General features: G+C 60.4%; 25 protein-coding genes and 3 tRNA genes. 19 read left to right on the top strand and 9 right to left on the bottom strand.

Going from position 1 to position 26,824, the window contains the following annotated elements; all coding sequences use genetic code 11:
- Positions 1 to 77 precede the first annotated feature (77 nt).
- The gene (locus tag BW958_RS00765) at positions 78 to 2,225 is read left to right on the top strand and encodes a PA5441 family protein (RefSeq protein WP_076573395.1); all 2,148 of its coding nucleotides are present in this window, start codon (positions 78 to 80) and stop codon (positions 2,223 to 2,225) included.
- A complete protein-coding gene (locus BW958_RS00760) occupies positions 2,225 to 2,956 on the top strand; it encodes a DUF3142 domain-containing protein (RefSeq protein WP_076573394.1) in 732 nt (243 codons plus the stop codon). The genes BW958_RS00765 and BW958_RS00760 overlap by 1 nt, the downstream gene beginning before the upstream one ends.
- A gap of 46 nt (positions 2,957 to 3,002) precedes the next feature.
- On the opposite strand, the gene BW958_RS00755 is transcribed toward BW958_RS00760, so the two are convergent.
- The 3 genes from BW958_RS00755 to BW958_RS00745 are packed head-to-tail and all read right to left on the bottom strand — an operon-like array spanning position 3,003 to position 8,718.
- On the bottom strand, positions 3,003 to 4,403 hold the full coding sequence (locus BW958_RS00755) for an efflux transporter outer membrane subunit (protein ID WP_076573393.1): 1,401 nt from the start codon (positions 4,401 to 4,403) through the stop codon (positions 3,003 to 3,005).
- The gene (locus BW958_RS00750) at positions 4,396 to 7,548 is read right to left on the bottom strand and encodes an efflux RND transporter permease subunit (RefSeq protein ID WP_076573392.1); all 3,153 of its coding nucleotides are present in this window, start codon (positions 7,546 to 7,548) and stop codon (positions 4,396 to 4,398) included. Before BW958_RS00750 ends, BW958_RS00755 begins: the two co-directional genes overlap by 8 nt.
- A gap of 6 nt (positions 7,549 to 7,554) precedes the next feature.
- Complete coding sequence (locus BW958_RS00745) at positions 7,555 to 8,718, bottom strand: efflux RND transporter periplasmic adaptor subunit (RefSeq protein ID WP_076573391.1); 1,164 nt, start codon at positions 8,716 to 8,718, stop codon at positions 7,555 to 7,557.
- Positions 8,719 to 8,892: 174 nt separating this feature from the next.
- Between BW958_RS00745 and BW958_RS00740 the strand changes: the two genes are divergently transcribed.
- The 10 genes from BW958_RS00740 (at position 8,893) to BW958_RS00695 (ending at position 14,466) form a co-directional block, all read left to right on the top strand.
- The gene (locus tag BW958_RS00740) at positions 8,893 to 9,543 is read left to right on the top strand and encodes a TetR family transcriptional regulator (RefSeq protein WP_076573390.1); all 651 of its coding nucleotides are present in this window, start codon (positions 8,893 to 8,895) and stop codon (positions 9,541 to 9,543) included.
- Entirely contained in the window at positions 9,536 to 9,913 is a 378-nt protein-coding gene (locus BW958_RS00735; RefSeq protein WP_076573389.1) for a hypothetical protein, read from the top strand. Before BW958_RS00740 ends, BW958_RS00735 begins: the two co-directional genes overlap by 8 nt.
- A 76-nt stretch (positions 9,914 to 9,989) precedes the next feature.
- The gene (locus tag BW958_RS00730) at positions 9,990 to 10,454 is read left to right on the top strand and encodes a C40 family peptidase (protein WP_076573388.1); all 465 of its coding nucleotides are present in this window, start codon (positions 9,990 to 9,992) and stop codon (positions 10,452 to 10,454) included.
- Positions 10,455 to 10,609: 155 nt separating this feature from the next.
- Positions 10,610 to 10,694: transfer RNA gene (locus BW958_RS00725), tRNA-Tyr, on the top strand.
- Positions 10,695 to 10,724: 30 nt separating this feature from the next.
- Positions 10,725 to 10,809 (top strand) — tRNA-Tyr (locus BW958_RS00720).
- A gap of 18 nt (positions 10,810 to 10,827) precedes the next feature.
- Positions 10,828 to 10,912: transfer RNA gene (locus BW958_RS00715), tRNA-Tyr, on the top strand.
- A 129-nt stretch (positions 10,913 to 11,041) separates the two neighbouring features.
- The gene (locus BW958_RS00710; RefSeq protein WP_076574061.1) at positions 11,042 to 11,680 is read left to right on the top strand and encodes a response regulator transcription factor; all 639 of its coding nucleotides are present in this window, start codon (positions 11,042 to 11,044) and stop codon (positions 11,678 to 11,680) included.
- Between the two features lie 85 nt (positions 11,681 to 11,765).
- Positions 11,766 to 12,350, top strand: a complete 585-nt coding sequence (locus BW958_RS00705; protein ID WP_076573387.1) for a TetR/AcrR family transcriptional regulator — start codon at positions 11,766 to 11,768, stop codon at positions 12,348 to 12,350.
- A gap of 48 nt (positions 12,351 to 12,398) precedes the next feature.
- Complete coding sequence (locus BW958_RS00700; RefSeq protein ID WP_076573386.1) at positions 12,399 to 13,295, top strand: alpha/beta hydrolase; 897 nt, start codon at positions 12,399 to 12,401, stop codon at positions 13,293 to 13,295.
- Positions 13,296 to 13,338: 43 nt separating this feature from the next.
- Complete coding sequence (locus tag BW958_RS00695; protein WP_076573385.1) at positions 13,339 to 14,466, top strand: patatin-like phospholipase family protein; 1,128 nt, start codon at positions 13,339 to 13,341, stop codon at positions 14,464 to 14,466.
- An 8-nt stretch (positions 14,467 to 14,474) separates the two neighbouring features.
- Here the strand turns inward: BW958_RS00695 and BW958_RS00690 are convergent, their stop codons facing one another.
- Complete coding sequence (locus tag BW958_RS00690) at positions 14,475 to 16,424, bottom strand: cation:proton antiporter (protein ID WP_076573384.1); 1,950 nt, start codon at positions 16,422 to 16,424, stop codon at positions 14,475 to 14,477.
- A gap of 138 nt (positions 16,425 to 16,562) precedes the next feature.
- On the opposite strand from BW958_RS00690, the gene BW958_RS00685 reads away from it, so the two are divergent.
- Positions 16,563 to 17,417, top strand: coding sequence for a GGDEF domain-containing protein (locus tag BW958_RS00685; RefSeq protein WP_076573383.1), 855 nt, complete (start codon positions 16,563 to 16,565; stop codon positions 17,415 to 17,417).
- Here BW958_RS00685 and tilS read toward each other — a convergent pair.
- Complete coding sequence (gene tilS / locus BW958_RS00680) at positions 17,414 to 18,751, bottom strand: tRNA lysidine(34) synthetase TilS (RefSeq protein ID WP_083687202.1); 1,338 nt, start codon at positions 18,749 to 18,751, stop codon at positions 17,414 to 17,416. The genes BW958_RS00685 and tilS overlap by 4 nt on opposite strands.
- 161 nt (positions 18,752 to 18,912) lie before the next feature.
- Here tilS and BW958_RS00675 point away from each other — a divergent pair, with 161 nt between their 5' ends.
- The gene (locus tag BW958_RS00675) at positions 18,913 to 20,778 is read left to right on the top strand and encodes a M13-type metalloendopeptidase (RefSeq protein WP_076573382.1); all 1,866 of its coding nucleotides are present in this window, start codon (positions 18,913 to 18,915) and stop codon (positions 20,776 to 20,778) included.
- 62 nt (positions 20,779 to 20,840) lie between these two features.
- On the opposite strand, the gene BW958_RS00670 is transcribed toward BW958_RS00675, so the two are convergent.
- Genes BW958_RS00670 through BW958_RS00660 form a run of 3 tightly spaced genes read right to left on the bottom strand, consistent with a single transcriptional unit; the run spans position 20,841 to position 22,416 of the window.
- Positions 20,841 to 21,290, bottom strand: a complete 450-nt coding sequence (locus BW958_RS00670) for a flavodoxin (RefSeq protein ID WP_076573381.1) — start codon at positions 21,288 to 21,290, stop codon at positions 20,841 to 20,843.
- Positions 21,291 to 21,340: 50 nt separating this feature from the next.
- Complete coding sequence (gene truC / locus BW958_RS00665; protein ID WP_076573380.1) at positions 21,341 to 22,081, bottom strand: tRNA pseudouridine(65) synthase TruC; 741 nt, start codon at positions 22,079 to 22,081, stop codon at positions 21,341 to 21,343.
- Positions 22,078 to 22,416, bottom strand: a complete 339-nt coding sequence (locus BW958_RS00660; RefSeq protein WP_076573379.1) for a YqcC family protein — start codon at positions 22,414 to 22,416, stop codon at positions 22,078 to 22,080. Before BW958_RS00660 ends, truC begins: the two co-directional genes overlap by 4 nt.
- 189 nt (positions 22,417 to 22,605) lie before the next feature.
- On the opposite strand from BW958_RS00660, the gene BW958_RS00655 reads away from it, so the two are divergent.
- Genes BW958_RS00655 through yddG form a run of 5 tightly spaced genes read left to right on the top strand, consistent with a single transcriptional unit; the run spans position 22,606 to position 26,270 of the window.
- Positions 22,606 to 23,637, top strand: a complete 1,032-nt coding sequence (locus BW958_RS00655) for a DUF3549 family protein (RefSeq protein ID WP_076573378.1) — start codon at positions 22,606 to 22,608, stop codon at positions 23,635 to 23,637.
- A complete protein-coding gene (locus BW958_RS20615) occupies positions 23,637 to 24,200 on the top strand; it encodes a DUF2789 family protein (RefSeq protein ID WP_076573377.1) in 564 nt (187 codons plus the stop codon). Before BW958_RS00655 ends, BW958_RS20615 begins: the two co-directional genes overlap by 1 nt.
- A 29-nt stretch (positions 24,201 to 24,229) precedes the next feature.
- Positions 24,230 to 24,523: a hypothetical protein gene (locus tag BW958_RS00645; protein ID WP_076573376.1), complete on the top strand. Its 294-nt coding sequence runs from the start codon at positions 24,230 to 24,232 to the stop codon at positions 24,521 to 24,523.
- A 14-nt stretch (positions 24,524 to 24,537) separates the two neighbouring features.
- Positions 24,538 to 25,308 carry a Zn-ribbon-containing protein gene (locus BW958_RS00640; RefSeq protein ID WP_076573375.1) on the top strand — a complete coding sequence of 257 codons (771 nt, stop codon included), beginning with the start codon at positions 24,538 to 24,540 and terminating at the stop codon, positions 25,306 to 25,308.
- Between the two features lie 56 nt (positions 25,309 to 25,364).
- Entirely contained in the window at positions 25,365 to 26,270 is a 906-nt protein-coding gene (gene yddG / locus BW958_RS00635) for an aromatic amino acid DMT transporter YddG (RefSeq protein WP_076574058.1), read from the top strand.
- A 10-nt stretch (positions 26,271 to 26,280) separates the two neighbouring features.
- Here the strand turns inward: yddG and syd are convergent, their stop codons facing one another.
- Positions 26,281 to 26,820 (bottom strand): SecY-interacting protein, encoded by a 540-nt coding sequence (syd, locus tag BW958_RS00630; protein WP_076573374.1) that lies wholly within the window; start codon positions 26,818 to 26,820, stop codon positions 26,281 to 26,283.
- Positions 26,821 to 26,824 lie beyond the last annotated feature (4 nt).

Here is a 26,824-nt window from a genome sequence, read left to right as displayed (position 1 = left end):
TTCGATCCCCAGCCGCAGCAGAATGTGCTCTAATGGCACTCACTTAGTTGCTGCCATTGCTCATTGCGGGAGTTTCCATGCTGCATCGTCTGGCCATTGCCCTCTCTCTCTCCCTGTTTGCCTTGCCAAGCGTGGCCTCAAGTGATGGCGATGGCTGCGATTTCTGGCTCGACGACTGCCCGCTACCGACCTATCCCTTCCTCTGGAGCGGCAACGACACCCGCGCCAACCTGATGCTGCTGCAGGCAGAAAAAAAGCAGCTGACACTACCCTTTGAACAAGCCGGCGATCCGCACGCTGCACGTCTGCTCTCCCCCTTCAACATGGTGCGGGTACCGCAGCCCGGCAAGGGTGATGATGCGCTGGCCAAGCTCAACACTGCCGTAAGCGCCGTGGATGCCAGCTTGCCGCCACTGCTCGATGGCTATGCGCTCGGTGAGCCCGGCGAAGGACGGGTTATCTCCAACCAGCCGGCCAACGCCTTGCGCTTTATCGAGGTGCTGACCGCTGATCACGCCTTAAACCCCGCTGAGCGCACCGAGCTTGCCACCGAGCGCCTGCGTCTGCTACGCGGTGAAAGCGCCATCTCGCCGGCCACCGTCCCGACAGCGCAGGCTGCACCGCTATGGCAATACCTGACGGCAGCGCGCGCGTTTTATGATGGCCGTTTTGCCGAGGCACTGACCGCATTTCGCACGCTCTCCCAAGCCAACCAGCCCTGGATTGCCGAAACCGCCCAGTACATGGTGCTGCGCACCCTGCTCAACCAAAGCATGGAGGGCGCCCATGACGAATATGGCTTTGTCGATATCAGAAAGAGTCACAAAGCACTGCTGGCCGAGGCGCTTGGCGCAGGTCAGGAGTACCTCAACCGCTACCCGCAAGGGGAGTATGCCGACTCGACCAAGGGGCTGTTTCGCCGCCTGCACTGGATGGCGGGAGAGACGACCCACTTGCTGGCTGACTACCAGAGCGAGCTCGACAAAGTGAGCGATCTGCCGACCCTGCAGGCACTGGTCAGCGAGCTCGATCAGACCCTGCTCAGCGCCCATATTGGCAACGACCAACTCCCGCCGTATGACCAGACCGGTGATGCGCCGCTGACCTTGCTCAATGCCTTGCGCGGTCTTCGCAGTGACCAGTGGCGCGGCGGGGATTGGAATGACGAACAGTTCGCGGCAGCCCGTCAGGCTCTGTTGGATAAACAGCAGCCAGATATGGTTCGATATCTGGATGCCAGCGTGCTGCTGTTTGACAAACAGGATTATCCGGGCGTCCTGGCGCTGATCCCAAGCAGTGATGAGGCACATGATACGCTGGGGTTCAGCCTGCAGATCTTGCGGGGGCTGGCGCTCCAACAAGGCAACCAGTTACCAGAAGCCACGCTGCACTGGCAGCAACTGCTCGCCAGCCGTGATAACCCGCAGCAGCGCGCCTTTGTCGAGATGATGCTGGCAGGGGCCTGGCTGCAAGCCGGCTTGCCCGAGAAGGTATTTGCCGCCGACTCACCAATCACTCAGGTCAGGCTGCGCAGCCTGCTGCTCAAAAAAACCGCTTACCGTGACCTGCTGCGCCAGCAGCGCGACAAGGGAGCCAACGCGGTCGAAAAACAGGTCGCGCTGCACACCCTGCTGGTGCGGGATCTCGAGCTCGGAGATCTGAAGGCCGTACTCGACGATCTGCGCTATATTCCGGCCGATTACCGCGACCCAGAGCCCTCGAGCGAGACCCCCTGGTTGCTGCCACCCGATGCCGACATCGCCCTCGGCCAGTTCCAATGGAAAGGGGAAGGCACCCAGCCAGGTTATCACTGCGAAGGGCTCGAGCCCGTTCTTAAGAACCTCATCGCCAATCCCAAGGATGGCCATGCCCTGAACTGCTTTGGCGAATACCTGCGCCTGAAAGCACCTCATATTGACAGCGCGGCCGAAGAGGCCGGTATGTGGCCCCTACCGCCCTTTGCCGATCCGTTAGCCGGCGAGCAGCAAGGTGCCACCACGCTGAGCCGCCTGCGCCTCTATCAAACCGTGATGACGCTGCCCGGCGTCGAACCGGAAGACAAAAGCTATGCCCTCTATCGCGCCGTGATGTGTTATGCCCCGTCTGGCTACAACGGTTGCGACGATCAGGAGATCAGCAAGACCCAGCGCAAAACCTGGTTTGATACCCTGAAATCGCGTTATCCGGGCTCCCCCTGGGCGAAGAAACTGCGTTACTACTGGTAATGATGCATCGCTTCAGCCGGGCGGTACTGCTGCTCGGCGCCGCCTTGGCGCTGCCGGCTTATGGCGATGCGCCTGTCCGAGTCGATGCCAGCCGCTATCAGGCATTCTGGCTCTGGTCGGGCACCCGACCGCAGCCGGTATTGTCGGGGGCGGACACCCTCTATTTGCAGCAAGGGGAGATCCTGGCCCGTCCGGCCGGTCCGCGCTTCTATCCACTGGGCCGACAGCCCAGCCGCCTGCCGGTCAATCGACTCTGGCTGGTGGTCAGGGTCAATCTGCTGCCGCTAACCGCTATCCACCACACTCGATTGGCCCATCTCTGCCAGCGCTGGCGCGCGGCGGGAAATCCCCGGGTCGGGATTCAGATTGATTTTGATGCGGCCACCCGCCGGCTGGCTGACTATGCCGACAACTTAACCCGGATCCGCCAACAGCTCCCAACCTGGTGCGGCCTGAGCGTTACCGGTCTGCTCGACTGGGCCAGTCAGGGGGATGTGACGGTACTAAACCGCTTACCGGTCGATGAGTTGGTGATCCAGACCTATCAGGGGCGCCACAGCGTCCCTGACGTTGAGCGCTATCTACCGGCGCTGCTTAAACTAACGCGCCCGTTTCGGATTGGGTTGGTTCAGGATGGACAGTGGGACATGGCGTGGGAGCAGGCGCTGGCCCGCTCGCCTTGGTATCGCGGGGCGGTGGTGTTTTTGCTCAATCCCCGCCAGGGAAAATAACGCACATCAAAAACCAAGGGGCCCGCAGGCCCCTTGAGATACGCAATTACGACTTCGCCGGTTTCTCTTCCGGCTCCTGCCAGCCACCGCCGACCGCCTTGTAGAGGGCGACCTGGTTTTGCAGCAGCGCCAGACGCGTTGAAATCAGCGTCTGACGGGCGCTGAACAGGGAGCGCTGGGCATCCAGACGGGTCAGATAGCTGTCGACCCCCTGGTTGTAACGCAGATCTGCCAGCGTGAAGTAACGCTCGTAAGCCTTGACCAGCGACTGCTGGGCATCGAGCTGATTGACATACTCCTTCTGCGCAATCAATCCGTCCGACACTTCCTTGAACGCCGTCTGTATAGTGCTCTCGTAGGTCGCAACCGCCTGATTGGTCTGGATCTTCGCCACATCCAGCGAGGCTTGCAGCTCGCCGGCATTGAAGATGGGCAGACTGATTTGCGGTGCAAACGACCAGGTTCCCGAGCCAGCGTGGAACAGATCCGACAGATCGGTGCTGGCACTGCCTGCCTTGGCGGTCAGGGAGATGGACGGGAAGAAGGCTGCACGAGCCGCGCCAATATTGGCATTGGCCGCCTTGAGGCTATGCTCGGCGGCCAGAATATCCGGGCGCTGCAGCAGCAGACTGGAGGGCGCCCCCACCGGTACATCCGGCAGTGCGACGCTCGCCAGCGATCCCGGCAGCGAGATATCCTTCGGCCAACCGGAGCCAAGCAGCAGGGTCAGGGCATTGCGATCCTGCTCTACCACACGGCGATACTGGGCCACACTCACCCGGGCACTCTCCAGCGAGGTACGGCTTTGCGCCAGATCCATCTCGGACGAGGCGCCCAGATCGTACTTCTTCTGGGTCAGTGCGAAGGTTTCCTGCTCGGTCTTGTAGGTCGATTCGGCCAGATCCAGCAAATCGCGATCAGCCAGCAGGGTCAGGTAGGCATCCGCCACCGACGCCACCAGCGCGATATGGGTGCTGCGACGGGTCTCTTCCTTTGCCAGCCAGGTCTCCAATGCCTGCTCACGCAGGCTGGCGACGCGGCCGAACAGATCCAGCTCGTAGCTGCTGATCCCGACCGTACCACTGAAGCTGTTACTGATAGAGGCCTGCCCTGAGCTGCTCGACGCCGCCGACGTGCGTTGACGGGTCATACCGCCGTCAGCGGTAATGGCCGGCAGCGAGTCAGCCCGCTGAATGCGGTACTGCGCTTCATACAACTGCACGTTGAGGATCGCGACCCGCAGATCGCGATTGTTCTCAAGGGCGGTGGTGATAAGACGCTGCAGCACCGGATCGGTGAACTGCTGATTCCAGGCGCGCGGGGCCACCGCATCCTGATTACTCGACCACTCTGCCCCTTGCGGCAATTCAGGACGGTCGTAATGGGGGGCCATGGAGCAGCCCCCGATAAGCAGGGCCACGGTCATGGCCAGCAGACTCTTAGTCATGATGTACGTCTCCCTGAACACGCGAACGCTCGGCGGCAGTACGATGGCGGGTGAAATAACGCATCACCAGCACAAAGAACAGCGGCACGAAGAAGATGGCCAACGCAGTCGCACTCACCATCCCGCCAATCACACCGGTACCGATGGCATGACGGCTGTTGGCACCCGCGCCAGAGCTGGTCGCCAGCGGCATGACACCCAGAATAAAGGCGAGCGAGGTCATCAGGATTGGACGCAGGCGCATGCGCGCTGCCTCAACCACCGACTCGGTCAGACTCTTGCCGTGCTTGTCATACAGCTCTTTGGCAAACTCCACGATAAGAATCGCGTTCTTGGCCGACAGACCTATGGTGGTCAGCAGACCCACCTGGAAGTAGACGTCGTTCTCAAGTCCACGCAGGGTAGCCGCCACGATGGCACCCAGTACCCCGAGCGGCACCACCAGCATGACCGAGAAGGGTACGCTCCAGCTCTCATAAAGCGCGGCCAGAGACAGGAACACGACCAGCAGCGAGATGGCGTAGAGCGCCGGCGCCTGCGAGCCAGCCTGCCGCTCCTGCAAGGAGAGACCAGTCCACTCGATGCTAATCCCTTGCGGCAACTGCTTGACGATCTCTTCGATGGCAGCCATGGCTTCACCGGTACTCTTGCCTGGCGCGGCTTCACCGACGATCTCCATCGCTGGAACACCGTTATAGCGCTCCAGACGCGGCGAGCCAAAGCTCCAGTCGGTCTTGGCAAAAGCCGAGAAGGGCACCATCAGGTCGCTGTCATTACGCACATACCAGAGGTTGAGATCTTCAGGCTTCATGCGAAACGGCGCATCGGCCTGCAGATAGACCTTCTTCACCCGGTTACGATCGACGAAGTCATCGATGTAAGAGGCCCCCCAGGCAATCCCCAGCGTGTTGGTGATGTCACTGATCGACAGCCCTTGCGCCAGCGCCTTGTCATAATCGATCTTCACTTCAAACTGCGGCGTATCTTCCATCCCGTTCGGACGAACCCGAACCAGATTGGGGTTTTGCGCCGCCATGCCGAGCAGTTGGTTACGCGCCTGCATCAGCTTTTCATGACCCAAGCCACCACGGTCTTGCAGATAGAAGTCAAAACCGGTGGCCGTACCGAGCGAAGGAATGGCCGGCAGGTTAAAGGCAAACACTTGGGCTTCCTTGATGCTCATCAGATAGCCCATGGCACGGCCGATGATGGCATTAGCACTGCGGTCGGCCGAATCACGCTCACTCCAATCCTTGAGCTTGATAAAGGCCATACCGGTATGCTGACCACTACCGGCGAAACTGAAGCCGGAAACCGTCAGCACCGAGGCAACATTATCCTTCTCTTTCTCTTGGAAATAGTTGCGCATGTTGTCGAGCACGGCTTCGGTGCGCTCGGTAGTCGCCCCGACTGGCAGTTGGACCATGGCCATCAATACGCCCTGGTCCTCTTCCGGCAGGAAGGAGCTCGGCATACGCATAAACAGGGTACCCAGCACCGCCAGCAGGATGGCGTAGAGAACGCCAAAGCGCACACCCTGACGCACCACCTTGCTGACACTGTTCTGATAGCTGTTGGCACTGCTGTCGAACATGCGGTTGAACCAACCGAAGAAGCCCTTCTGCGCCCCAAATTCCCCATGTGCCACCGGCTTGAGCAAAGTGGCGCACAGGGCCGGCGTCAAGATCAGCGCAACCAGCACCGACAGCACCATGGCCGATACGATGGTGATTGAGAACTGACGATAGATGGCGCCGGTCGAACCACCGAAGAAGGCCATCGGAATGAACACCGCCGACAGGACCAGCGCAATCCCCACCAGGGCACCGGTGATCTGGTCCATCGATTTACGCGTCGCTTCGAGCGGCGAGAGATCCTCTTCGCTCATCAGACGCTCGACGTTCTCCACCACCACGATGGCATCGTCCACCAACAAACCTATCGCCAGCACCAGACCGAACATGGTCAGAGTGTTGATGGTAAAACCAAACGCCGCCATCACCCCGAAGGTACCCAGCAGCACCACCGGCACCGCGATCGTGGGGATCAAGGTGGCGCGGAAGTTCTGCAAGAACAGGTACATGACGAAGAAGACCAGCACGATCGCTTCGATCAGGGTCTGTACCACCTCCTCGATGGAGATCTTCACAAACGGCGTGGTGTCATACGGATAAACCGTCTTCATGCCGCTCGGGAAATAGGGTTCCATCTCGGTAATCTTGGCTTTGACCTTGGCGGCTGTGTCCAGCGCGTTGGCGCCGGTGGCCAGCTTGATGGCAAACGCCGCTGTAGCCTGACCATTGTAACGGGCATTCGCGGCGAAGCTTTCACCATTGAGCTCGATACGGGCCACATCGCTTAAGCGAACCTTGGAGCCATCCTGCTTGACCTTAAGCAGGATCTGACCAAACTCCTGCGGCGAGGTCAGGCGGCTCTGACCCTTGATGGTGGCAGTAAACTGCTGACCATCCACAGCCGGGTTGGCCCCGAGGCTACCAAAGGCAACCTGGGCGTTTTGCGCTGTGATGGCACTCTTGATATCGCTCGGGGTCAGGCTGAAACTGTTGAGCTTGTTCGGGTCGAGCCAGATGCGCATGGCGTACTGGCTACCGAACACCTGCATCTCGCCGACACCATCAACCCGGCTGATCGGGTCCTGGATGTTGGAGACCACATAGTCAGCCAAGTCGTGGCTGTCCATGCTGCCATCGGTCGAGATGAAGCCTGCCACCATCAGGAAGCTACTGGTGGTTTTCTGCACCTTGATGCCTTGCTGCTGCACGGTGTCGGGCAACATGGTGGTGGCTTGCTGCAGCTTGTTCTGCACCTGCACCTGAGCGATATCCGGGTCAGTGCCCGGCTGGAAGGTGATGGTGATCGACACCCGTCCCGACGAGTCACTCTGGGAGGACATATAGAGCAGGTTATCCAGGCCGGTCATGTTCTGCTCAATGATCTGGGTCACTGAACTTTCCACGGTTTCAGCCGAGGCGCCCGGGTAGGTTGCCGAGATGGCAACCGCCGGCGGCGCAATGGTTGGGTACTGTTCGATAGCCAGACGATTAATGGAGAGCAGACCGCCCAACATAATCATCAAAGCAATGACCCACGCAAAAATCGGTCGGTCAATAAAAAATCTTGCCATCAGGAATTACTCCTTGCCCTGCTGTGCACTGCCGTCGGTCACATCATGGGGATTCACTGCCGCGCCGGCTTTAATCTTCTGCAGACCGGCAACCACGACGCGCTCACCCGCCTTAAGACCAGATTCCACCACCCAGTCCTGACCTTGCGACTGGCTCACCACCACGTCACGGCTTTCCACCTTGTTCTGGGCATCCACCACCATGACCGTCGAGCCGCCACGGGCGGTACGCACCAGCGCCTTTTGCGGCACCAGCAGACCATTGCTGCGCTCACCTTCAGCGATGGTGGTACGCACAAACATCCCCGGCAACAGCAGGCGATCCGGGTTCGGCACCAGCGCGCGCAGGGTGACTGAGCCGGTGGTTTCATCCACGGTCACGTCAGAGAACTGCAGGGAGCCTTTTTGCGGATAGGCCGTGCCATCTTCTAAGGTGACATCAACCGGAACGCTCTTGCTAACGCTGAGTTTGCCGCTGGCAAGCTGCTGTTTGAGTTGCAGCAATTGGGTCGTGGATTGGGTCACGTCCACATACATGGGATCAAGCTGCTGGATAGTCGCCAGCGCAGTGGTTTGCGATGCAGTGACCAGTGCCCCTTCGGTGATGCTCGACTTACCGATGCGACCAGAGATGGGCGCAGTGATTCGGGTATAAGCCAGATTGATGCGGGCGCTCTTGAGCGTCGCCTGCGCAGAGGCAATGTCGGCAACGGCCTGCTTCCAGCTGGCGTCTGCATCGTCATAGTCCTGCTGGCTGATGGCACGGGCCTTGACCAGCTCGCTGTAACGCTCGGCCTTGAGGCGGGCGCTCTGCTCGGTGGCTTTAGCCTTGGCCAACGTGGCTTCAGCACTGGCGACCGTGGCTTCGTAAGTGGCCGGGTCAATCTGATAGAGCAGTTGGCCGGCCTTGACCTCGCTGCCTTCGGTGAACAGGCGCTTGATCACAATCCCGCCCACCTGAGGACGCACTTCCGCTACCCGCCGGGCGCTGGTGCGGCCACTGAGCTCACTGGTGATCTGGATGGAGCTGGTTTTGAGGGTTACCACATCCACCGCTGCCGGCGGCATCTGCCCCTGCTGGGGAGTGCCCTGCTGTTCACCACAACCGGTCAGCGCTCCGCCCGCCATCACGGCAAGGAGGATTGCACGCGCGATAATATGTTTATGCATGAAGGATCTACGCCTCTGTCTACCTGACTGATTTGAAGAAGCAACCATCGCCCTGTGCCATGGTTGGTAATTGTGCACGAGTGCAGTAATATACAAACGTTCATGTATGTATGTAAGTTGGTTTATCAAATTTTTTACGTAACAGCCTGTAAGTGCTAGGAGTCCTCTCTCACCATGGTCCGTCGTACAAAGGAAGAAGCCGAGCAGACACGCAGCCATATCATGGCGACTGCCCTCGATCTGTTCTGCCGGCATGGGCTGGCCAAAACCAGCCTGACCGACATCGCCCAGACTGCAGACCTTAGCCGGGGCGCCATCTATTGGCATTTTCGTAATAAAGAGGAGTTGTTCGTGTCGCTCTGGGAAGAGCTGTGCGCCCCTCTGGCTGAAAACATGTACGCCTGCCTCAATCCCGACGAGCCGGATCCCCTCGGCAGGTTGCGGATATTTTTGCATCAGGTTATGCACAAGATAGTGACAGAACCGGCTCACCGCCAAATGTTCAGCCTGATCTTTCATGTGGAATCGCTGGAGGGAGAAGGGGTAGCGCTGCGCGAGCATATGCGCCAGCAATCGATCCGGTTTCACCGCGACCTCGAGATGACGCTGCTTAACGCCCGCAACCACGGACAGTTGCCGTCGCACGCCGATCCCAAGCGATTGGCCATCCTGATGCACTGCATGCTTGATGGCTACATCATCAACTGGCTGCATTTTCCGGAATACATCAACCTGGAAGAAGAGATCGACTTTATGCTCGATACCCTGTTTGGCCTCTTCACCATTCAGAGGGTTGACAACGATATTCTCACCCCAAATGCGTGAACTCGATCGTTGGCTGGCACGCTTGCCGGCAAACAGCCACCTGTTGATTAGCAATGATGATGGCTACCTCTGCCGCACCCTGTTGGCCCAAGAGATGGTCGTTAGCGCCTGTTGCGACACGCTAGACGCGGCCATGCGCACCTCGGTGGCAGCCGGCCTGCCGGTGCGCGCAGCAACGGTTTTGCACTGCCGCAGCGTGGTGCCGTTTGCCGGTGCTTGTCTGTGTGATGAAACCGCCCCCGATGCGGCGACGCTGGCGCATCTGGCCACGCAGCTGGCCCCGGGTGCAGCACTACTGTGTGCTCATCTTCCCTCCGGCTGGAACACCACCTGCTGGCGCCGTGACGGTGCGCTGCTGATACGTCTGTAAACAAGGGTGCCAAGCGGGTTTTCTTTGCCTTGCTCCTTGATTACACTCGAACGGTTGTTATCCACGGGAGATTGGAATGCGAAACCTGCTGTCGGGCGCCTGCCTGCTACTGCTGGCCGCCTGCTCCAGTACTCCGCCCCCCGCGCCCCATCCGGTCAGGCAAACTGCCTTTGACGGCTTTTATCAGCAGTGGCGTGGCGTACCCTATCGCATGGGCGGCACGAGCCCGGCCGGGCTCGACTGCTCGGCGTTTACCAAACTCGCCTACCAGCAGGTGCTGGGTCTCTCTTTGCCGCGCACCACTGAATCCCAGGCTCAGGTCGGCATGCCGGTGGCGCGCAGCCAGTTGCATCATGGGGACTTAGTGTTCTTCAAGACCGGCTGGAATCAGTACCATGTCGGCGTCTATACCGGAGAAGGGGAATTTATCCACGCCTCCACCAGCAAGGGGGTGATCCGCTCCCGGCTGGATAATGTCTATTGGCGTCAGCACTACTGGCAGGCACGCCGCGTGGTCGCCACACCGCTGCGGGTGCAGTGACGCCACACCTCGATTTCGGTCACGAAACACCCTGAAAAGCTTGAAAAATAAGCAAACAAACCCTTTTTTGCGACCAACCAGACTTTTTTCTCACTCTTTTTGGTTTTCGGGGTTCACAAGCGCACGGATTCTGGTAGTATGCGCCTCGCACTTGGGGAGGGGTTCCCGAGCGGCCAAAGGGATCAGACTGTAAATCTGACGGCTCTGCCTTCGAAGGTTCGAATCCTTCTCCCTCCACCATCATCAAGTGCAAAAAGTAGGAATTCCCGTGGAGGGGTTCCCGAGCGGCCAAAGGGATCAGACTGTAAATCTGACGGCTCTGCCTTCGAAGGTTCGAATCCTTCTCCCTCCACCATTTTCCTACATACCCCGTGGAGGGGTTCCCGAGCGGCCAAAGGGATCAGACTGTAAATCTGACGGCTCTGCCTTCGAAGGTTCGAATCCTTCTCCCTCCACCATCATTCAGAACCCTCGGCTAAGGCCGGGGGTTCGTCGTTTCTGGCACTTCACATTTCTGGGCACGGTCATTTGACCCCATCTGACCCCGGTGTTAGCTTCTGGTGAAAACAGAGTGTTAACAAATGCCTATGGACAGCACCTTCACCATCGTCATCGCTGATGACCACCCCCTTTTTCGTGGCGCCCTCTATCAGGCGGTGCACCTTGCCATGAGCGAAGCCACCCTGCTGGAAGCCGACTCAATCGCTTCACTGCTGACGCTGCTCGCCAGCCATCAGGAAGTTGATCTGCTGCTGCTCGATCTGAAAATGCCGGGTGCCAACGGGCTGGAAGGGGTCGCACATCTGCGCGGTCAATACCCTGAACTGCCGGTGGTAGTGGTCTCGGCCAGCGAAGATCCGGCCATCATCCATCAGGTGATGCGTTTAGGCGCGCTCGGGTTTATTCCCAAATCAGCGCCGATGAAAACGCTGGTGGAGGCGCTCTCTTGCGTGCTGCAGGGTGATACCTGGCTGCCAGCCGATCTTCCCGCCGATGACGAGTCAGGGGACGATCTTGCCACCCGTCTTGGCAGCCTTACCCCGCAGCAATACAAGGTACTGTTGATGCTGCGCGATGGCAGCCTCAACAAGCAGATTGCCTGGGAGCTCAATGTCTCGGAAGCGACCATCAAGGCGCATATCACCGCAATTTTCCGCAAACTGGGGGTGAAAAACCGCACTCAGGCGGTGATTGCCCTGCAACAGTTGGAGTTACCCCCTACTTAATACTCACGGGCGTTGGGATGATCGCTCGACAAAAAGCACGAGCGTGCCGTATTCTGAGAGCCTTACGCCTACTCCCACGTTTATCATGAGCAAAGCCCAGACCACTCGCGAGGCGATCCTGCGGGAAGCCTTTGCCCAAGCCAGCCAGTTCGGGCTCGAAAGCCTGACTATTGGCGATTTGGCGCAGCGCTGTGCGCTGTCAAAAAGCGGTCTGTTTGGCCATTTTCGCTCGCGGGACAATCTGCAACTGGCGGTGCTCGAATACGCCGCAGAGGTCTTTCGCGAGCGGGTCATCACCCCGGTGCGGCAAGAGACTCATGAGAATCAAGCTGATAAACTGCGGGCGCTGCTGCGCGCTTGGCTGGCCTGGAATCAGGATTTCAGCGGGCGCTGCATGTTTCTCGACGCCTGGACCTCGCCGCAAAATGGCGCGGTCCAGCAGGGAGCCCGTCACTTTGTGCACGACTGGCTCACCTATCTGCAGCGCCAGATACATCAGGGCATCGAGCAGGGCGCCTGGCGACCTGAGCTGGATCCGTGGCAAGCCGTCTATCGCCTCTACAGCCTCTATCTTGGCGAGCAGGTGTTTGGCGATCTGGGATTAAGCCAGCATCCCGACCAGCGTTTCTGGCCCGAGGTCGAGGCGTTGTTGGCAAGTTGGCGCCACTGATTTTTTTAAAACCGATAAAAAAGCACGAACGTGCTAAAAGGATGTGCCATGAGCAGCAAGATCTACTTCAACACCGCTGGCCGCTTCTCATTCAAGCGCTGGCTGACCGGCATGAGCACGACCCTGCATCACCGGCTGGCCCCGCGTCATGCCCGCAAGCTGGCGCGCGATCTGCTGCTGACGCCTCAGCGTGATCAGCGTAGCAACGAGCCACCAGCCGGTCTGGTGCAGCAAAACGTGGCGACGGCCGAGGGCAGCCTGATGACCTACCGCCTCGGCGACGGACCACTGTGGCTACTGATGCACGGCTGGTCAGGCAGCAGCCGCCAGCTGTTTCCCCTGATGCAAGAGATTGCCGCAGCCGGCTTTACGGCGCTTGCCTATGATCATCCGGCGCATGGCCAGAGCAGCGGCCATCATGGTCACCTGCCCCGTTTTGTGCGCGCGCTGGAAACACTGCTCGACACCCTGCCGGCGCCAGTCGCGGTCACCGCCCACAGCATGGGCGCCGCGGTATTGCTCTCGACACCGCACCCGTCGCTGCAGCACTGCCCGCTGCTACTGGTGGCGCCGGTTCTCGATTATGTGCCGCAACTCTATGGCATGGTGCGCCGCTCGGGTTACTCCATGCCGCTGTTTAGCGAGGTGGTGGGCGAGATTGAACAGCAATACCGGATGCGACTGGCCGATGTCGACCCCTTGCAAGCACTGGCAGGGCGGGTGAAACCGGTGTTGATCGTCCACGATAATCAGGACCGCTTTGCCCCTTATGCCGATTCCCAGAAGGCCGCCCGCCTGCCAGAGGTGACCCTGCTGACCACTCAAGGCGAAGGGCATGGTCGTATCCTGGCCTGTGATGCACTGAAAGAGGCGGCTCGTTCACTGGCCACCATGATTCAATCGGGCAACGGAAGTCACACCACGATGGCGCACGCTGGCTTATAGTTAACGGCATACAGGTTGGCATTCCTTCTCAAGGATACGCAGTATGTCGAGACCCAATACCGCGCTGCTGTTGACCGGAGGTGGCGCCCGCGCCGCCTACCAGGTCGGCGCTCTCAAGGCGATTGCCGAATTTTATCCCCGCGACACCCCTATCCCGTTTCCGATTCTCTGTGGTACCTCGGCCGGCGCCATCAATGTCACGGCACTGGCCTGCTATGCATCGCGCTTTCTGCTTGGAGTACGCAAACTGGAGTGGGTGTGGCGCCGCTTTGATACCGACCATATCTTCAGCTTCTATCCCGGCAAACTGGTACGCCGTCTGTTGGTCGAGGGATCGGCCGGCCTTATCCGCCCCATCCCCAACCCGGCCTTCAACCTGTTTTCCCAAGAGCCGCTGCGCCAGTTACTCGATGAGCTCATCGACTATCGCAAGATTGACGAAAACCTGATGTACGGCAGTCTGGAAGCACTGGCCATCACGGCATCGGACTACATCAACGGCCTCTCCACCACCTTCTTTCAAGGACGCCCCGCTCACCACGCCTGGGAGCGCGCCCGCCGCCACGGGATCAGCACCACCATTGGCACCGATCACCTGCTCGCCTCGGCGGCCCTGCCCTTTATCTTTCCACCCATCGGGATCGAGGGCCATTACTACGGCGATGGCTCGATTCATCAGCTCAGCCCACTCAGCCCGGCCATCCATTTAGGTGCCGAGCACTTGCTGGTGATCACTCTCGAATCACCGCGCCATGAAACCCGTCTGCGCGAGGCGCTGACCACCTCGGACATTGCCAGCCACCTGCTCAACACCGTTTTTACCGATACGCTCAACTCCGATCTGGAGCGACTGTCGCGCATCAACAAAACGCTGTCACTGATCCCCGAGCGCGAGCGGCGCCATCTCAACCTCAAAGCGGTGCAAAGCTGCGTGCTCAAGCCCAGCCAGGATCTGGACGAGCTGGCACTTCCCTTCCTCAGCCGGTTGCCGGTCAAGGTGCGCCGCTTGCTGCGCGTACTCGGGGTTAGGGGGGATCACGCCAGCACGCTCGCCAGCTTTCTGATGTTTGTGCCGGGCTACTGTCAGGCACTGATTGCGCTGGGATACCAGGATGCGATGGCAGAGCGCGAGCGCATCCAGACATTTCTGGGGTTGGGAAACGGCAAGTAACGAGTGCGTCACAGGCCAAGCAGCAGGCGCTGCTCGGCCTCATCAATGGCAATGTTGTGGCCAAACAGCACCACTCTATCCCCCTCTTGCAGGACAATCCCCGCTGCGGGCTCCAGCGTGATATCCGCGCGCTGAATCGTCTTGATGGCGATGGCCAGACCCAGCTGATCAATCTGCTTGCCGACGGCCCAGGCCTGCGCCGTTAACAACACCGGGTGCAACCGCTCGAGCACCCTGTCATCCCCAGGCGCCGAGCCACTTTGATCACCCCAATAAAACCCATGCAAGAATCGGTATTGGCTACGTCGCTCCTGCTCCATACGCCGGATAATGCGGCCAATCGGGATCCCGCAATGAGCCAACACCTGAGACACCAGCATCAGCGCCCCTTCCTGGGATTCGGGGATCACCTCATGGGCTCCGCCACTGCGATAGGTTTCGAGATGCGTATCATCACGGGTACGCACCAGAATGCGTACCGCGGGCGCCAACTCACGCACCAGCGCTAAGATGGCCTCGATGCGTCTGGGATCATCAAAGGTGATGATCAGCATGCGTGCCCGTGACAAACCAGCCGCCAGCAAAATCTCGCGCCGGGACGCATCACCAAACGACACCTGCTCACCCGCCAGCTTGGCCTCACTGACCCGTTCAGGATCAAGGTCAAGCGCCAGAAACGGCAACCCTTCGAGGGTCAGAAACCGGGCGCAGGTCTGACCGGTACGGCCAAAACCGGCGATGATGACATGGTCACATTTTCCAAGGCCCGACTGGGCGACCTCGGATTGTGATAACAAGCGGGAACGGGTCAGTGACGCCGCCCAGGTCTGCGACTGATTGACCAGCCAGGGGGTAACGGCAATCGACAGTACCCCGCAACCAACCAGCAATGATGCTTCCCGACTGTCGAGCAAACCATGCTTGGCAGCCAGGGCCAGCAGCACAAAGCCAAACTCCCCCATCTGACTGAGCATGATGCCGGCCGCGAGACTGTCGCGTTTACGCTCCCCCATTAGTTGACCGGCCAGCATCACCAGCACCGCCTTGCACAGGATCAGCGACAGCACCGCCAGGCTCACCCAGGCCCAGTGCCGTGCCACCAGTTGCCAATCCAGCCCCATGCCGACGGTGACAAAAAACAGTCCCATCAACATGTCGCGAAACGGGCGGATATCCACTTCCAGCTGGTGTCGGTAGTGAGATTCACCCAGCATCATGCCGGCTAAAAAGGCCCCCAGCGCCATCGACAGTCCCAACCATTGGGTCACCCAGGCGGCGAGCAGCGCCACCGTCAGCGTGGTCATCACAAACAGCTCATCCGAGCGCGCCTTGGCCACCTCAAAAAACAGGTAAGGCAGCAACCATTTGCCCACGGCCAACAAACCGGCCAGCGCCAACACTCCTTTGCCACAAGCCAGCAGCACCACCGATACCAGCGCCCAGCCCTGCACGCTGGGCTCTGCCAGGATCGGAATCATCACCAGCAAAGGGATCACCGCCAGATCTTGCAATAACAGCACGCTCACCCCGATCTGGGCGCGGGCGGTATGCAGTTGGTTGAGCTCGCCCAGTTGCTTGATGACCACCGCCGTCGAGGACATGGCCAGCGTACCACCGACCACCAGCGCCTGCGGTAAGGAAAACGACCAGGAGGAGAGCACCAGCACGCAGACCCCGGTAGTCAACAAGACTTGTAGCCCACCAACCCCTACCACTAGCCTGCGCATGGCAAACAGGCGCGGCAGCGAGAACTCCAACCCGAGGGAGAACATCAAAAAGACCACACCAAGCTCGGCCAGGGTGTGCATCACATCACCGGACGGGATCAAGGCGATGCCATATGGACCCATTAACACGCCCACCAGCAGGTAAGCCAGGATCACCGGCAGCTTCAAACGGCGGAAAACCGCCACCAGCAGCACCGCCAGCAGCAGCAGGATAAGCAGGTCACTGTGCACGTTTTTCCTCCCGAATGATTGGCTTAAGTCTAGTCAGGGGAAACGGACGAAGCGTGTTCACTTTCCGGCATGAGCTTTGCAATGACACAGGGAAGTCATAGCAATGCCGTCAAGGAGTACTCTGTGGACAATACAGCCATGGGAATGTGGAGCCAAGGGATCGAGCAGTGGGTCAGACAGGCCGAGCGCCTGACGCCGCTGCCCGACACCGAGCGTTTGCTGCTGCTCGACCAACTGCTGGCCCAGCAAAGCCTTGACGAACTACTGGCAACCTTTGCCAGTCAGGTGGCAAGGATCGTCCGGATCCGCTCGCTGCGCTTTGAAGGCAACCAGAGTTACAACCTGTTAAGCGGTGAAGGTGCGCCCCACCACCACAGTGCCGAGATCCGGGCACAGACCATGCGTTTGGGGGTGTTGCACTATGGCTTCGAGCAGCCGCTTGGCGGCAGCCAACTGCGCCTGCTGCAGCAATATCACCACCTGCTGGCCTTGCCGCTGCGCCTGATGCTGCGGGTTGAACAACTGCAACAGCAGGTGCGCCTCGATTATCTGACCGGGCTGGGTAACCGGGCTCATTTCGATGAGTCCATCGGCCGGGCGGTTGAGCAAAATTGCCGGGAGGCCAGTGGTCTGGTGCTGGTACTGCTCGATCTCGATCACTTCAAACAGATCAACGACACCTGGGGCCATCCGGCCGGAGACATGGTGCTCAGCCGCTTTGCCCATCTCTTGCGCGATGTGATTCGTACCTCGGATCAGGCGTTTCGGCTGGGTGGGGATGAGTTTGCCTTGATCTTGCAGCCGGCAGAGTCTCACGCCTGGCAACCGGTCTGGCATCGTCTGGATGAACAGCTCAAGCTCCATCGCGAGCTCTCCACCTTCTCGGTGGGTTGCAGTCTCGGGGCTGCCAGCTGGAAATCGGGGATGAACGTGCATCAGCTCTATGAGCTGGCCGACGCCGATCTCTATCTGCACAAGCAGCAGCGCCGCTAGGCGCGCTGCCACTGCCAACCAAGGCGCGCCTCGTCCGCCTCGGCGGCAAACCCAGCACAGACAAAGACCCCGAGCACCGCGGCCGGTGTCTCGTTGTAATAGAGAATCGGAATGCTGCCGCGCAGCCACGGGGCGATGGCGTATTCCTGCCACAGCTTTTTAAGCCGCCGGCTGCCGGCTCGTCCCACCGGGTGCAGCCTGCTGCCATCTTCCACACTAAAGCGAATCGAGAGCTTCTCTCCTGACCTGGGTGCGCGCAGCGCCCCCTGCGGGTTGGGCAGCACCCGCAGCCGGCCCAATCCCGCCGGCAGCGTCAACCAGTTGTCACCATTGAGCATCCCTTGCCAGTCAGGAGCAGGCATGTGCAGCGCCGCTTGTGGCAGTACCACCAATCGCCCCTGATAGCGCCGGGCGCACCACTGCTCCCAGCAAAACTGCGGCTCAGCATCGGTCCGTGCCAAGGCAACCTCCTGCCACAACCGCTGTAACTGCTCACGGGATAAGGTGGCCGCCCCCAGGCTTCGTAGCCAAAAACGGATCACATTGGCCCGTCGCGGCGCATTGAGCTGCTCGAGCGGCGCAATCAGCAGCTGACCTGACACCATCACACCGGCTGCGTCCTGCTCGGCCAGCTCATCGAGTAAATCAGAGCTCTCGGCGCAGAGCTCAGCACTGCGGGCCGCCGTCGTCACCATCGCAGGCCAGCGCTCACGCAGGAGCGGCAACAGATGCAAACGCAGGAAGTTGCGATCAAAGCGATCGTCCTGATTGCTCTCATCCTCGACCCAATCCATACCCAGTGCCTGCGCCGCCTCAAGTAACTGCTCCCGTGCCAGCGCGAGCCAGGGGCGCAGCAGTTGCCCGCCGGCAAACGGCTGGGATGGGCGCATCGCGCCAAGGCCGCGCACGCCGCTACCGCGTTTTAACGCCAGCAACAGCGTCTCCAGCTGATCGTCACCGTGATGGGCGGTGAGCAGCAATCCATCGGGTGGCAGATGCTTGGCTAGCGCCTGATAACGCGCCGTACGCGCCTGCGCCTCCAGGCTCTCGCCATTGCCGGGGGAAAGTTGCACCCGCTCGGCCACAAAGGTCACGCCCAAACCTGCGCAGCGTTCGCGGCAAAACGCCAGCCACTGGTCGGCATGAGCACTCAAGCCATGATGCACATGAATCGCCTGCAGCCGATCGCGCCAATCGGGCTCGGCAGCCAGTAGATGCAGCAGCAAGCAGGAATCGAGTCCGCCACTTAATGCCAGCCGCAGCGGCGCCTGGCCGGGATAAGCGGCAAGCTGGGTAGCAAGAGCGTGTCGGGCAGCGGTCAGAGCATGGTTCATGGCTATTTAGGGTCTGGTGGCAAGATCTCCCGGCGGGAGCAAGGCATCATCATAGCACTGCCATCCACCTGGGTTAGAGCGCAGCGCGTGGCTTATCAAGGCAAAACCGTGCTGCTACAGTAATTTATCACGCTTGATAGCCGCCGCTGACAGGGGAGTCCATGGCAAACACAAGAAGCAAGGTACTGCTGGTGCTGTTGGCCGCGCTGGGGGGCTGCACCAAACCCTCCGAGCCTCACCTTACCAGCGGTCTGCCCACCGCTGATCGCCCCAGCCAAGTGCTCCCCGGCGATGACTTTTATCACTATGCCAATGGCCATGCGCTGGCCCGTCAGCTGCCAAGCCCGGTGGATGCGCTGCAGGCTAAAACCCGCGCCGAACTCGAGGCGGTGGTGACTGATGCGGTGCAACGCCGTGGGCCAACCGCAAGCGCCGCGCAGCAAATCGCAGATCTCTACGCCAGTGCCATCGACAGCGCCACCCGCGAGCGAGTGGGCATCGCACCGATCACCCCCCTGCTGCGTGATATCGACAACATCCAAGATGCCACCACACTGGCGCAGGCCATGGCGCAGCTGGCACAAACCAGCGAACACTCACCGCTGGCTATCTGGATTGGCGCAGTGCCACTTCATGGGCACCAGCCTGCGCTGACCATCACACCCGCAGTGAGTACCGTCTCCCCCGAGCCGCAGAGCGTTTTTGCCTTGCTGGTTCGAAGCGGTATCAAGCCGGCCGATGCCAGCAAACTGGCGCCCCGCGTCGTGGCGCTCAACGGAAAATTACGGGCGCTTGCCGAGCAGCGCGGCGCCTATCAACAGCTCGACCCCCGCTCGCTCATCGCGCTGTATCCCACCTTTGACTGGAGAAGTTGGCTCGATAGTGCTGGCCTTGCCGGGCAACCGACTCTGTTTGCACCCAGCGACTATCTGGCTGGGCTGGGTGCACTGCTGCAAGCCACGCCACTGCCCGATTGGCAGGCATACCTGCGCTGGCAGTTGATGGTCGACTGGGCACCCTATCTTGATAGCGCGAGCGCAGCTCTCGTCGGTGCCGCGCCCCTTGCTCAGCGCGAGCAGGCGCTGGGGCTGGTCCATCACTATCTTGGCAACCAGCTTGGTCAGCGCTATGTAACCCGCTTCTTTGCAAATGACGCCAAGGCGCGGGTGACCCGTATCGCCGAGGGGCTGCGCCGCGCCTACGCCAAGGCGCTGAATGATGCCAGCTGGATGAGCCCGGCAAGCAAAAAACAGGCGCAAACCAAACTGGCGCAAATGGCGTTCAAGATTGGCTATCCCGACGCCTGGCCCGATACATCCACACTACGCCTTGAACCGGACGATCTGGTCGGCAATCTACTGCGCATCAAAGCGTGGGATTATCGCCGCCAGCTGGCCAGTCTTACATCAAACGCAGCACTCTCGAGCTGGCCTGTCACGCCGCAGACAGTCAACGGGTTTTACCGCCGCAGCCACAACGATCTGGTGTTACCCGCCGCCCTCTTGCAACCCCCCTTCTTTGACCCCAATGCCGACGAGGCCATCAACTACGGTGCCATCGGGGCGCTGATTGGCCATGAGATGAGCCACGCCTTTGATGAGCAAGGTGCGCGCGTCGCGGCCGATGGCACAGCAGGAGCGCCGTTAAGTAGTAAAGAGCTGCGAGATTATGCTGCGCTGAGCGAAGCTCTGGCGACCCGCGTCGCGGCAGGCAACCCGGCACTTGGTGAGGCGCTCGTCGCCGATCTGGTCGGGGTGACGCTGGCGCTACGCGCCTATCACGACTCACTGCATGGCGAAGAGGCTGCGCCGATTGAGGGTTACAGCGCCGAGCAGCGCTTTTTTCTGGGATGGGCGAGGTTGTGGCAGCAACCCGAGGCCGATAACGCAAGCAGCCAGCCACCTGCGCCGGCTATCTTGCGGGTCAACGCCATCGTCACGCAATTTGCCGAGTTTTATGACGCCTTTGCCGTGCAACCCGGCGCCAAGCTCTATCTGCCGCCAGAGCAGCGTGCCCACCTCTGGTAAGAAGCGGACACGACTCATGGATTAGAGACGGGCATGTCTCATGGATGAGAGACAGGCATGTCTCATGGATTGAGACGGTCAATCCAGCCATCGAGCCAGGCCAGCGCCGGGCGCTCCGGCTGATCCTCTTCGCTGGCATCAATCTCAAGGCGCGGCAGCAAGGGCTTGGCACCGAGCTCTTGCAGCAACGTATCGAGCGTTCGTCCGGCGCCACAGAAGGTATCACCATACACGCTGTCGCCCATGGCAATCAGGGCATATTGCAGCGGCGCAAGCCAGGGGGCGCGGTTTTTCAGATCGTCGGCAAACGGGGCCAGATTATCGGGAATATCGCCCTGCCCGGTGGTCGAGGTCACCAACAGCAAAAAGCGTTCAGGCGAAAGATGCTTGGCACGCGCCTCTTCATTGATGGTGACGCGATGACCGCGCGCTTCGAGGCGTGCAGCCAATCGCTCGGCCACCAGTGCGGCGGCGCCATAAACAGTTCCGACAATCAGATCGACCTTGGCCATGACACGCTCCTGTATGCAATGAGGAGCCTTGAGCATGGCATACCGAGTGCCTAGTAGTCACTCTCGCTGGCAGGCCAACCCAAACGTTCAAACAGGGCCAGCACCTCTTCCCCAAGTGGCGCCTGAATACGCATCGGCACGCCGTGCACCGGATGGGTAAAGCTTAAGCTGCGTGACACCAGCAACAGGCGATCGAGCCCGAACTGCTCTTTGAAAAAGCGGTTATGACGGCCATCGCCGTGGGTGGTATCACCGATGATGGGGTGGAAAATATGGTCCAGATGGCGGCGCAGCTGATGCTTGCGACCGGTCGCTGGATGCAGCTTCACCAGACTGTAGCGACTGGTCGGGTGCTTTTTGGAGACCGCATGAGGCAACTCGACTTGGGCCAGTGAACGGTAATGGGTCACGGCCTCCTGGGCCGGGCGATCCGGATCGCTGAAGGCATCGGCAATCTTGTCGAGCTGCTCTTTGAGCGGATAATCGATGATCCCCTGCTCCGGCACCCAACCACGCACCAGCGCCAGATACTCTTTGTGCACCTGGCGATTGGCGAACGCTTCGGTGAGGGTGCGGGCCGTTTGCGGGTCGAGGGCAAACAGCAGGACACCGGAAGTGGGGCGGTCGAGGCGATGCACCGGATAGACATGGCGTCCACCAATCAGATCGCGTGTCATCTGCATGGCAAAGCGGGTTTCGTGCTTGTCGAGCCAGCTGCGATGCACCAGCAGTCCCGACGGCTTGTTAACCGCCACCAACCAGTCATCCTGATACAGCAAGGTCAAACTCATCGATCCACCACTTTCCCCGACAACACCAGATCAAAGCGGCCAATTAGGCGCAGCAGATGCTCCACATCGGCCAACTCCTCTTTGTAGACCTCGGTCGCCATCGGATAGAGGGAGACACTGCTCGGCAATTCGGCCTCAAGCAGCACCAATTGCTGCATGCGCGGGATCAGGATGAACTGGATCCACTGATCGAAACTTAAGGTATCGACGCAAAACGGGAGCTGGCTGGAAAGCGCCTCGGCGCTGGGAGCCTCACTTTGCCAGCGGCCAATCCGCTGCATCTCGACGGTCAGCTCGCAGAGCAGATCACTGACCAGCAGGTGCTTGTTAAACATGGGAATACTCCTCTGGCTGGGCGGGCCGACTCGGGCCACGCAAGGGGGCGCCACTATACCATGCCGACTGCGGCTAAACAGTTACGCGGGGCCGATTCCTTGAGGATCGGTCACATGGCCGCTTTGCGCCACGCGTCAGCCTCCCTATAATCGGGCCACCCCTTGCGATTGACCAACTTGAATCACGCCATGTCCCGCATCGATACCTTGACCCAATTTCTCACCGAAGCGGGTACCCGCTTCGAGATCTACGATCTTGGCCGCCAACTGCGTCCGCTGCCGCTCGAACAGTTCCAGCGCATTGAACAGCAACATGAACCCTACCCCTGGCCGCTGCAGCAAAAAGCCTGGCTGGCGGTTCACTTTCATCAGAGCGAAGGCAAGCATTTCCTCTGGTTTTTGCGCTTTGCCCTCGATGAGCAGGGGCTACTGATGAGTGCCGGCCCCAAACAGTTTATGGAGTTGGTGGTCGAAACCCTCGGCTATCAGCTGACCGGCGAGCTCGATGAGAGTAAAGCCGACAAGCTGGCGAGCAACCCGTGGACCTTCCGCCCGGCCGAAGCCAAGATGGCCTCGCTGCACGCCCGGCTGGCCCGCCAGCTCGGTCAGGAGCCGTCGGCCTTCTTCGCGCCGCTGTGCCACTACCTGACCCAGCCCGCCACCCTGCCGTGGCAACAACTCGGCGTGCAGGGTTTTTCCGATCTTGCCGAGCGCATCGACGATCCGACCTTGCTGGCACTGGTGTGCAAAAGTTTGCCCACCCTGCCCGAGCCGGTGCTCTGCGCCCTGTGCCAGGCACTCGAAGCCGTCCCTCTGCCACCGGCCCTGCAAGGCGCACTGCTCGAGCGCCTTGGCCGTGAGCAGGAGCGCACTGAAGCCAATAACGAGACCATCGCCCATCTTTGCCGTGCCCATGCCTCTTGCGGTCCGCAGCCGCTGCGCCGCGCCAAGCTGTTGACGCTGTTGCAAACCCGTCCCGATCCGGCGCTACTGCTGGCTATCGCCGGGCGCCTGGCAGGCGATCTGGACGATGAGGGACTACTCGACACCTACCTCGAGACACTGGCGCAGACCGATATCAGCCTGTTTGCCTCCCTGTTTGGCGAGTTGGTGATGCAGCCACGCCTGCGCGCGCCTCTGCTTGGCAAGTTGCGCGACCCCAACCGCAGCGCCGCGCTCAGTCAGGCGATCGGCCATCTGTTCAAGGCAGCCCAGGCCTGATGCTGACCGATATATTCTGCATCCTGCTGTTGCTGCTCGTTGCCGCCTTGTTCTGGCGTGAACGGCAGCATAGCGAGCTGGCCGCGCTGGCCCTGCGCCGTTACTGCAAAAGCCAGGGCCTGCAACTGCTCTCGGTGGCGTTGGCCCACCGCCGTTGGCAACGCGGTGCCCTGACGCGCAGCTATCAGTTCGAGTTTTCGAGCGATGGTGAGCAGCGCTATCAAGGGGTGCTGCGCCTGCGCGGTCTGCAGGTCGAGGCGATCGACTTGCCCCCCTTTCGCATGCAGGATGCCGATGAGGTATCAGGGCAGACCTACAGCGCCGAGCCAACACAGCGCATTGCAGCGCCGGTGACGCTCGGCCCACTGTTTGACATGCTGGGCCTGCCCACTGATGAGCTGGCCATCCACCGCTTTATTCGCAGCCACTCGCTGGATGATGCACAGGCACTGGCGGATGCGCCGTTCTGGAGCCCGCAACAGGCGGCGTTTTTACACAGCCAGCGCCATAGCAGCCGCTGGCACACATCCCTTGGCGAGCTGGAGCGTTTGCTGCGCCATTAACGGCGTAGGCATCACAGAAGAGAGAGACCATGTCCCATCGTGACGAGATTTTGAAAGTGGCCAATGAACTGGCTGCCCGTGGCACCACTCCCACCACCGCGCTGGTCAAAGCGCGCCTGACACCGGGTGTGCCCATGGCCGAACTGCTCTCGGTGCTGGCGCACTGGAAACAGAGCCAGCAACAGGGAGTGACGCTTCCTATCGAAGCGAGCAGCCAAGCCCCCGCCACCGAGCCGGCCGCCACCGGTGAATCGGTCGAGCAGCGCTTAAGCCGCATCGAGGCCAAGCTCGATACCCTGATCGCCCTACTTTCGCGCGGATAAGGCCACCTAGCGACATGTACGTTGTTGAACTGACTTTCGAGTGTTTTGAAGACACCACCTTAAGCCGCGCCGAGCAGGCAATCCTCGGTTATCTGGATGCCCTGCGCTACAACGGCCAGATCCTCGGGCGCGAGCTGCCCACCAGCCTGCAAGATGGCTGCTTTAAAAGCCGGGTGGTCTGCCCCGAGCCAGAGAGCCTGCATCCACGCCACCACAGCCAGCAAGTTGAAGTGGCCGAGCAGCGGCTGCATCAGGCTGGCCTGCTCGCCCCCAAGGTGCAGCTGGAGGGGCCGGATCTCTTCTCTGACAGCACTGACCCCTGCCCGCAGCCGAGCTGGCAGGTGCTCTACACCAGCTACCTGCACACCTGTTCGCCCCTGCGCTGCGGCGAGCACTTTGCCCCGATCCCGCTGTATCGCATTCCACCGGTGGCCAATGGCGATCACAAGCAGGTGATCAAGTGGCAGGAGGATTGGGAAGCGTGCGATCAGTTGCAGATGAATGGCTCGATTGCCGAGCACGCCGCCCTGCATGAGCTGGGCGATGTGGATAGCCGCCTGTTTCGCCGGGGCTGGGATCTGTGCAAGCGCATCCAATATCTGACCAAGGTGCCGACCTACTACTACCTCTACCGGGTCGGTGGCCACCGCGACGAAGAGCTATCGCGCCCCTGCCCCCAATGTGGTCAACCCTGGCGTCTTGCTGAGCCGCTGCACGATATCTTCGATTTTAAATGCGACACCTGCCAGCTGGTATCCAATATCTCCTGGGATTTCAAGGAGTAACATTCACGTTGGCCAGCATCAAACACTCGCTGGTCCTGTTTGGGAGTCTTTTGTTTATGCCCACTTCGCAGCGCAACGCCGATAGCCGTATGGCGACACTGATCGGCATGTCAGCCATTTTGATGTGGAGCGCCTCGGTCGGACTGTTTCGCAGCGTATCGGAATTTTTTGGCGCCACCGGCGGCGCGGCGCTGATCTTTACCACCAGTGCCCTGCTGGCAACGCTGGCTTCTGGCTGGCCGCGGCTGCGCACCCTGCCCAAAGCCTATCTGCTTTGTGGCGGTGCCCTGTTTGCTGCCTATGAAATCTCGCTGGCCCTCTCTATTGGCATGGCCCATAACCGGGCCCAAGCGCTGGAGCTGGGGATGCTCAACTATTTGTGGCCGAGCCTGACCGTGCTCCTTGCGGTGATCACCCGCCAGCAGCGCGGCTCTTGGCTATTACTGCCGGGGCTCACCCTCAGCCTTGTCGGGATCGTCTGGGTGATGAAGGGAGACAATCCGTGGTCGCCTGCCCTGCTCTGGCAGCACATGACCAGCAACCCGCCAGCCTATCTGCTGGCGCTGGCGGCCGCCTTTATCTGGGCCGGTTATACGGTGGTCACCCGCCTGCTTAGCGACGGGCAACCGGTTATTCCGCTGTTTTTAGCCCTGACGGCGCTGCTACTGTGGATCAAATATGTGGCCGGAAGCGAGGCCTCACTGCATATCAATCTGGCAGGCATGGCGCAGGTGCTGCTGCTCGGTTGCCTCACGGCTGCCGCCTATTCTTGCTGGAATCACGGGGTGAAGGCTGGTCAGATTGCGCTCATCGCCAGCGCATCCTACTTCACCCCCGTGCTGTCGATGACGCTGGCCAGCCTCTGGCTTGGCGTCGCGCCAGGCAAGAGCTTCTTTCTCGGGGTGGTGATGGTTACCGCAGGCTCACTGATCTGCTGGTGGTCAACCCGACCACGCCACTGACCGCGACGCTTCAGGGCTCCAGTCGCGCCAAAAAGCTGGCCAGATCGGGGCTTAATACGACCCGCTTACCGCTATCAAGGCGCTCGAAAATCACCTCGCCGCTCTGGTTATCAAGGCTTACCAGCGCCATATCGCCGCGGCAACTGGCCAAAAACAGCGACGGCTCGCGCTTGAGCTTGCGCAGCATCAGCAGGTGACCGATCTGGTTCTCTTTGAGAAGATCAAGATCGTCACCATTCCAGGGTTGCAGCAAGGTAAGCTGCAACCCTTTGAACCAGAGTGGCAGCGGCCGGCTAAACCAGTGGCCATAAAACGCCTTGATGGCCGGATGAAGCGTCAGCTCCAGCGCCTGCTCGAGCGCGGAAAAATCTTCTGCGCTGTCGCGCCGGGTCGGACGCCAGGCAATCTGCCCGGCATGGGGTTCACCTAACTCACAGGGGGAGCGCCAACTGGCATCCCACTGACACAAGGGCAGGCTGCCCTGGTTGGTTCCCTGATTCAGCCAGCGCGCAAACAGACGCTCCAGCGCAGACAACACTTGATCTGCCATGCAA

The sequence above is a fragment of the Aeromonas sp. RU39B genome (assembly GCF_900156095.1).
GTDB lineage: Bacteria > Pseudomonadota > Gammaproteobacteria > Enterobacterales > Aeromonadaceae > Aeromonas.
The sequence above is the reverse complement of the archived record's forward strand: the minus strand, read 5'-3'. Positions and strand labels throughout refer to the sequence as shown.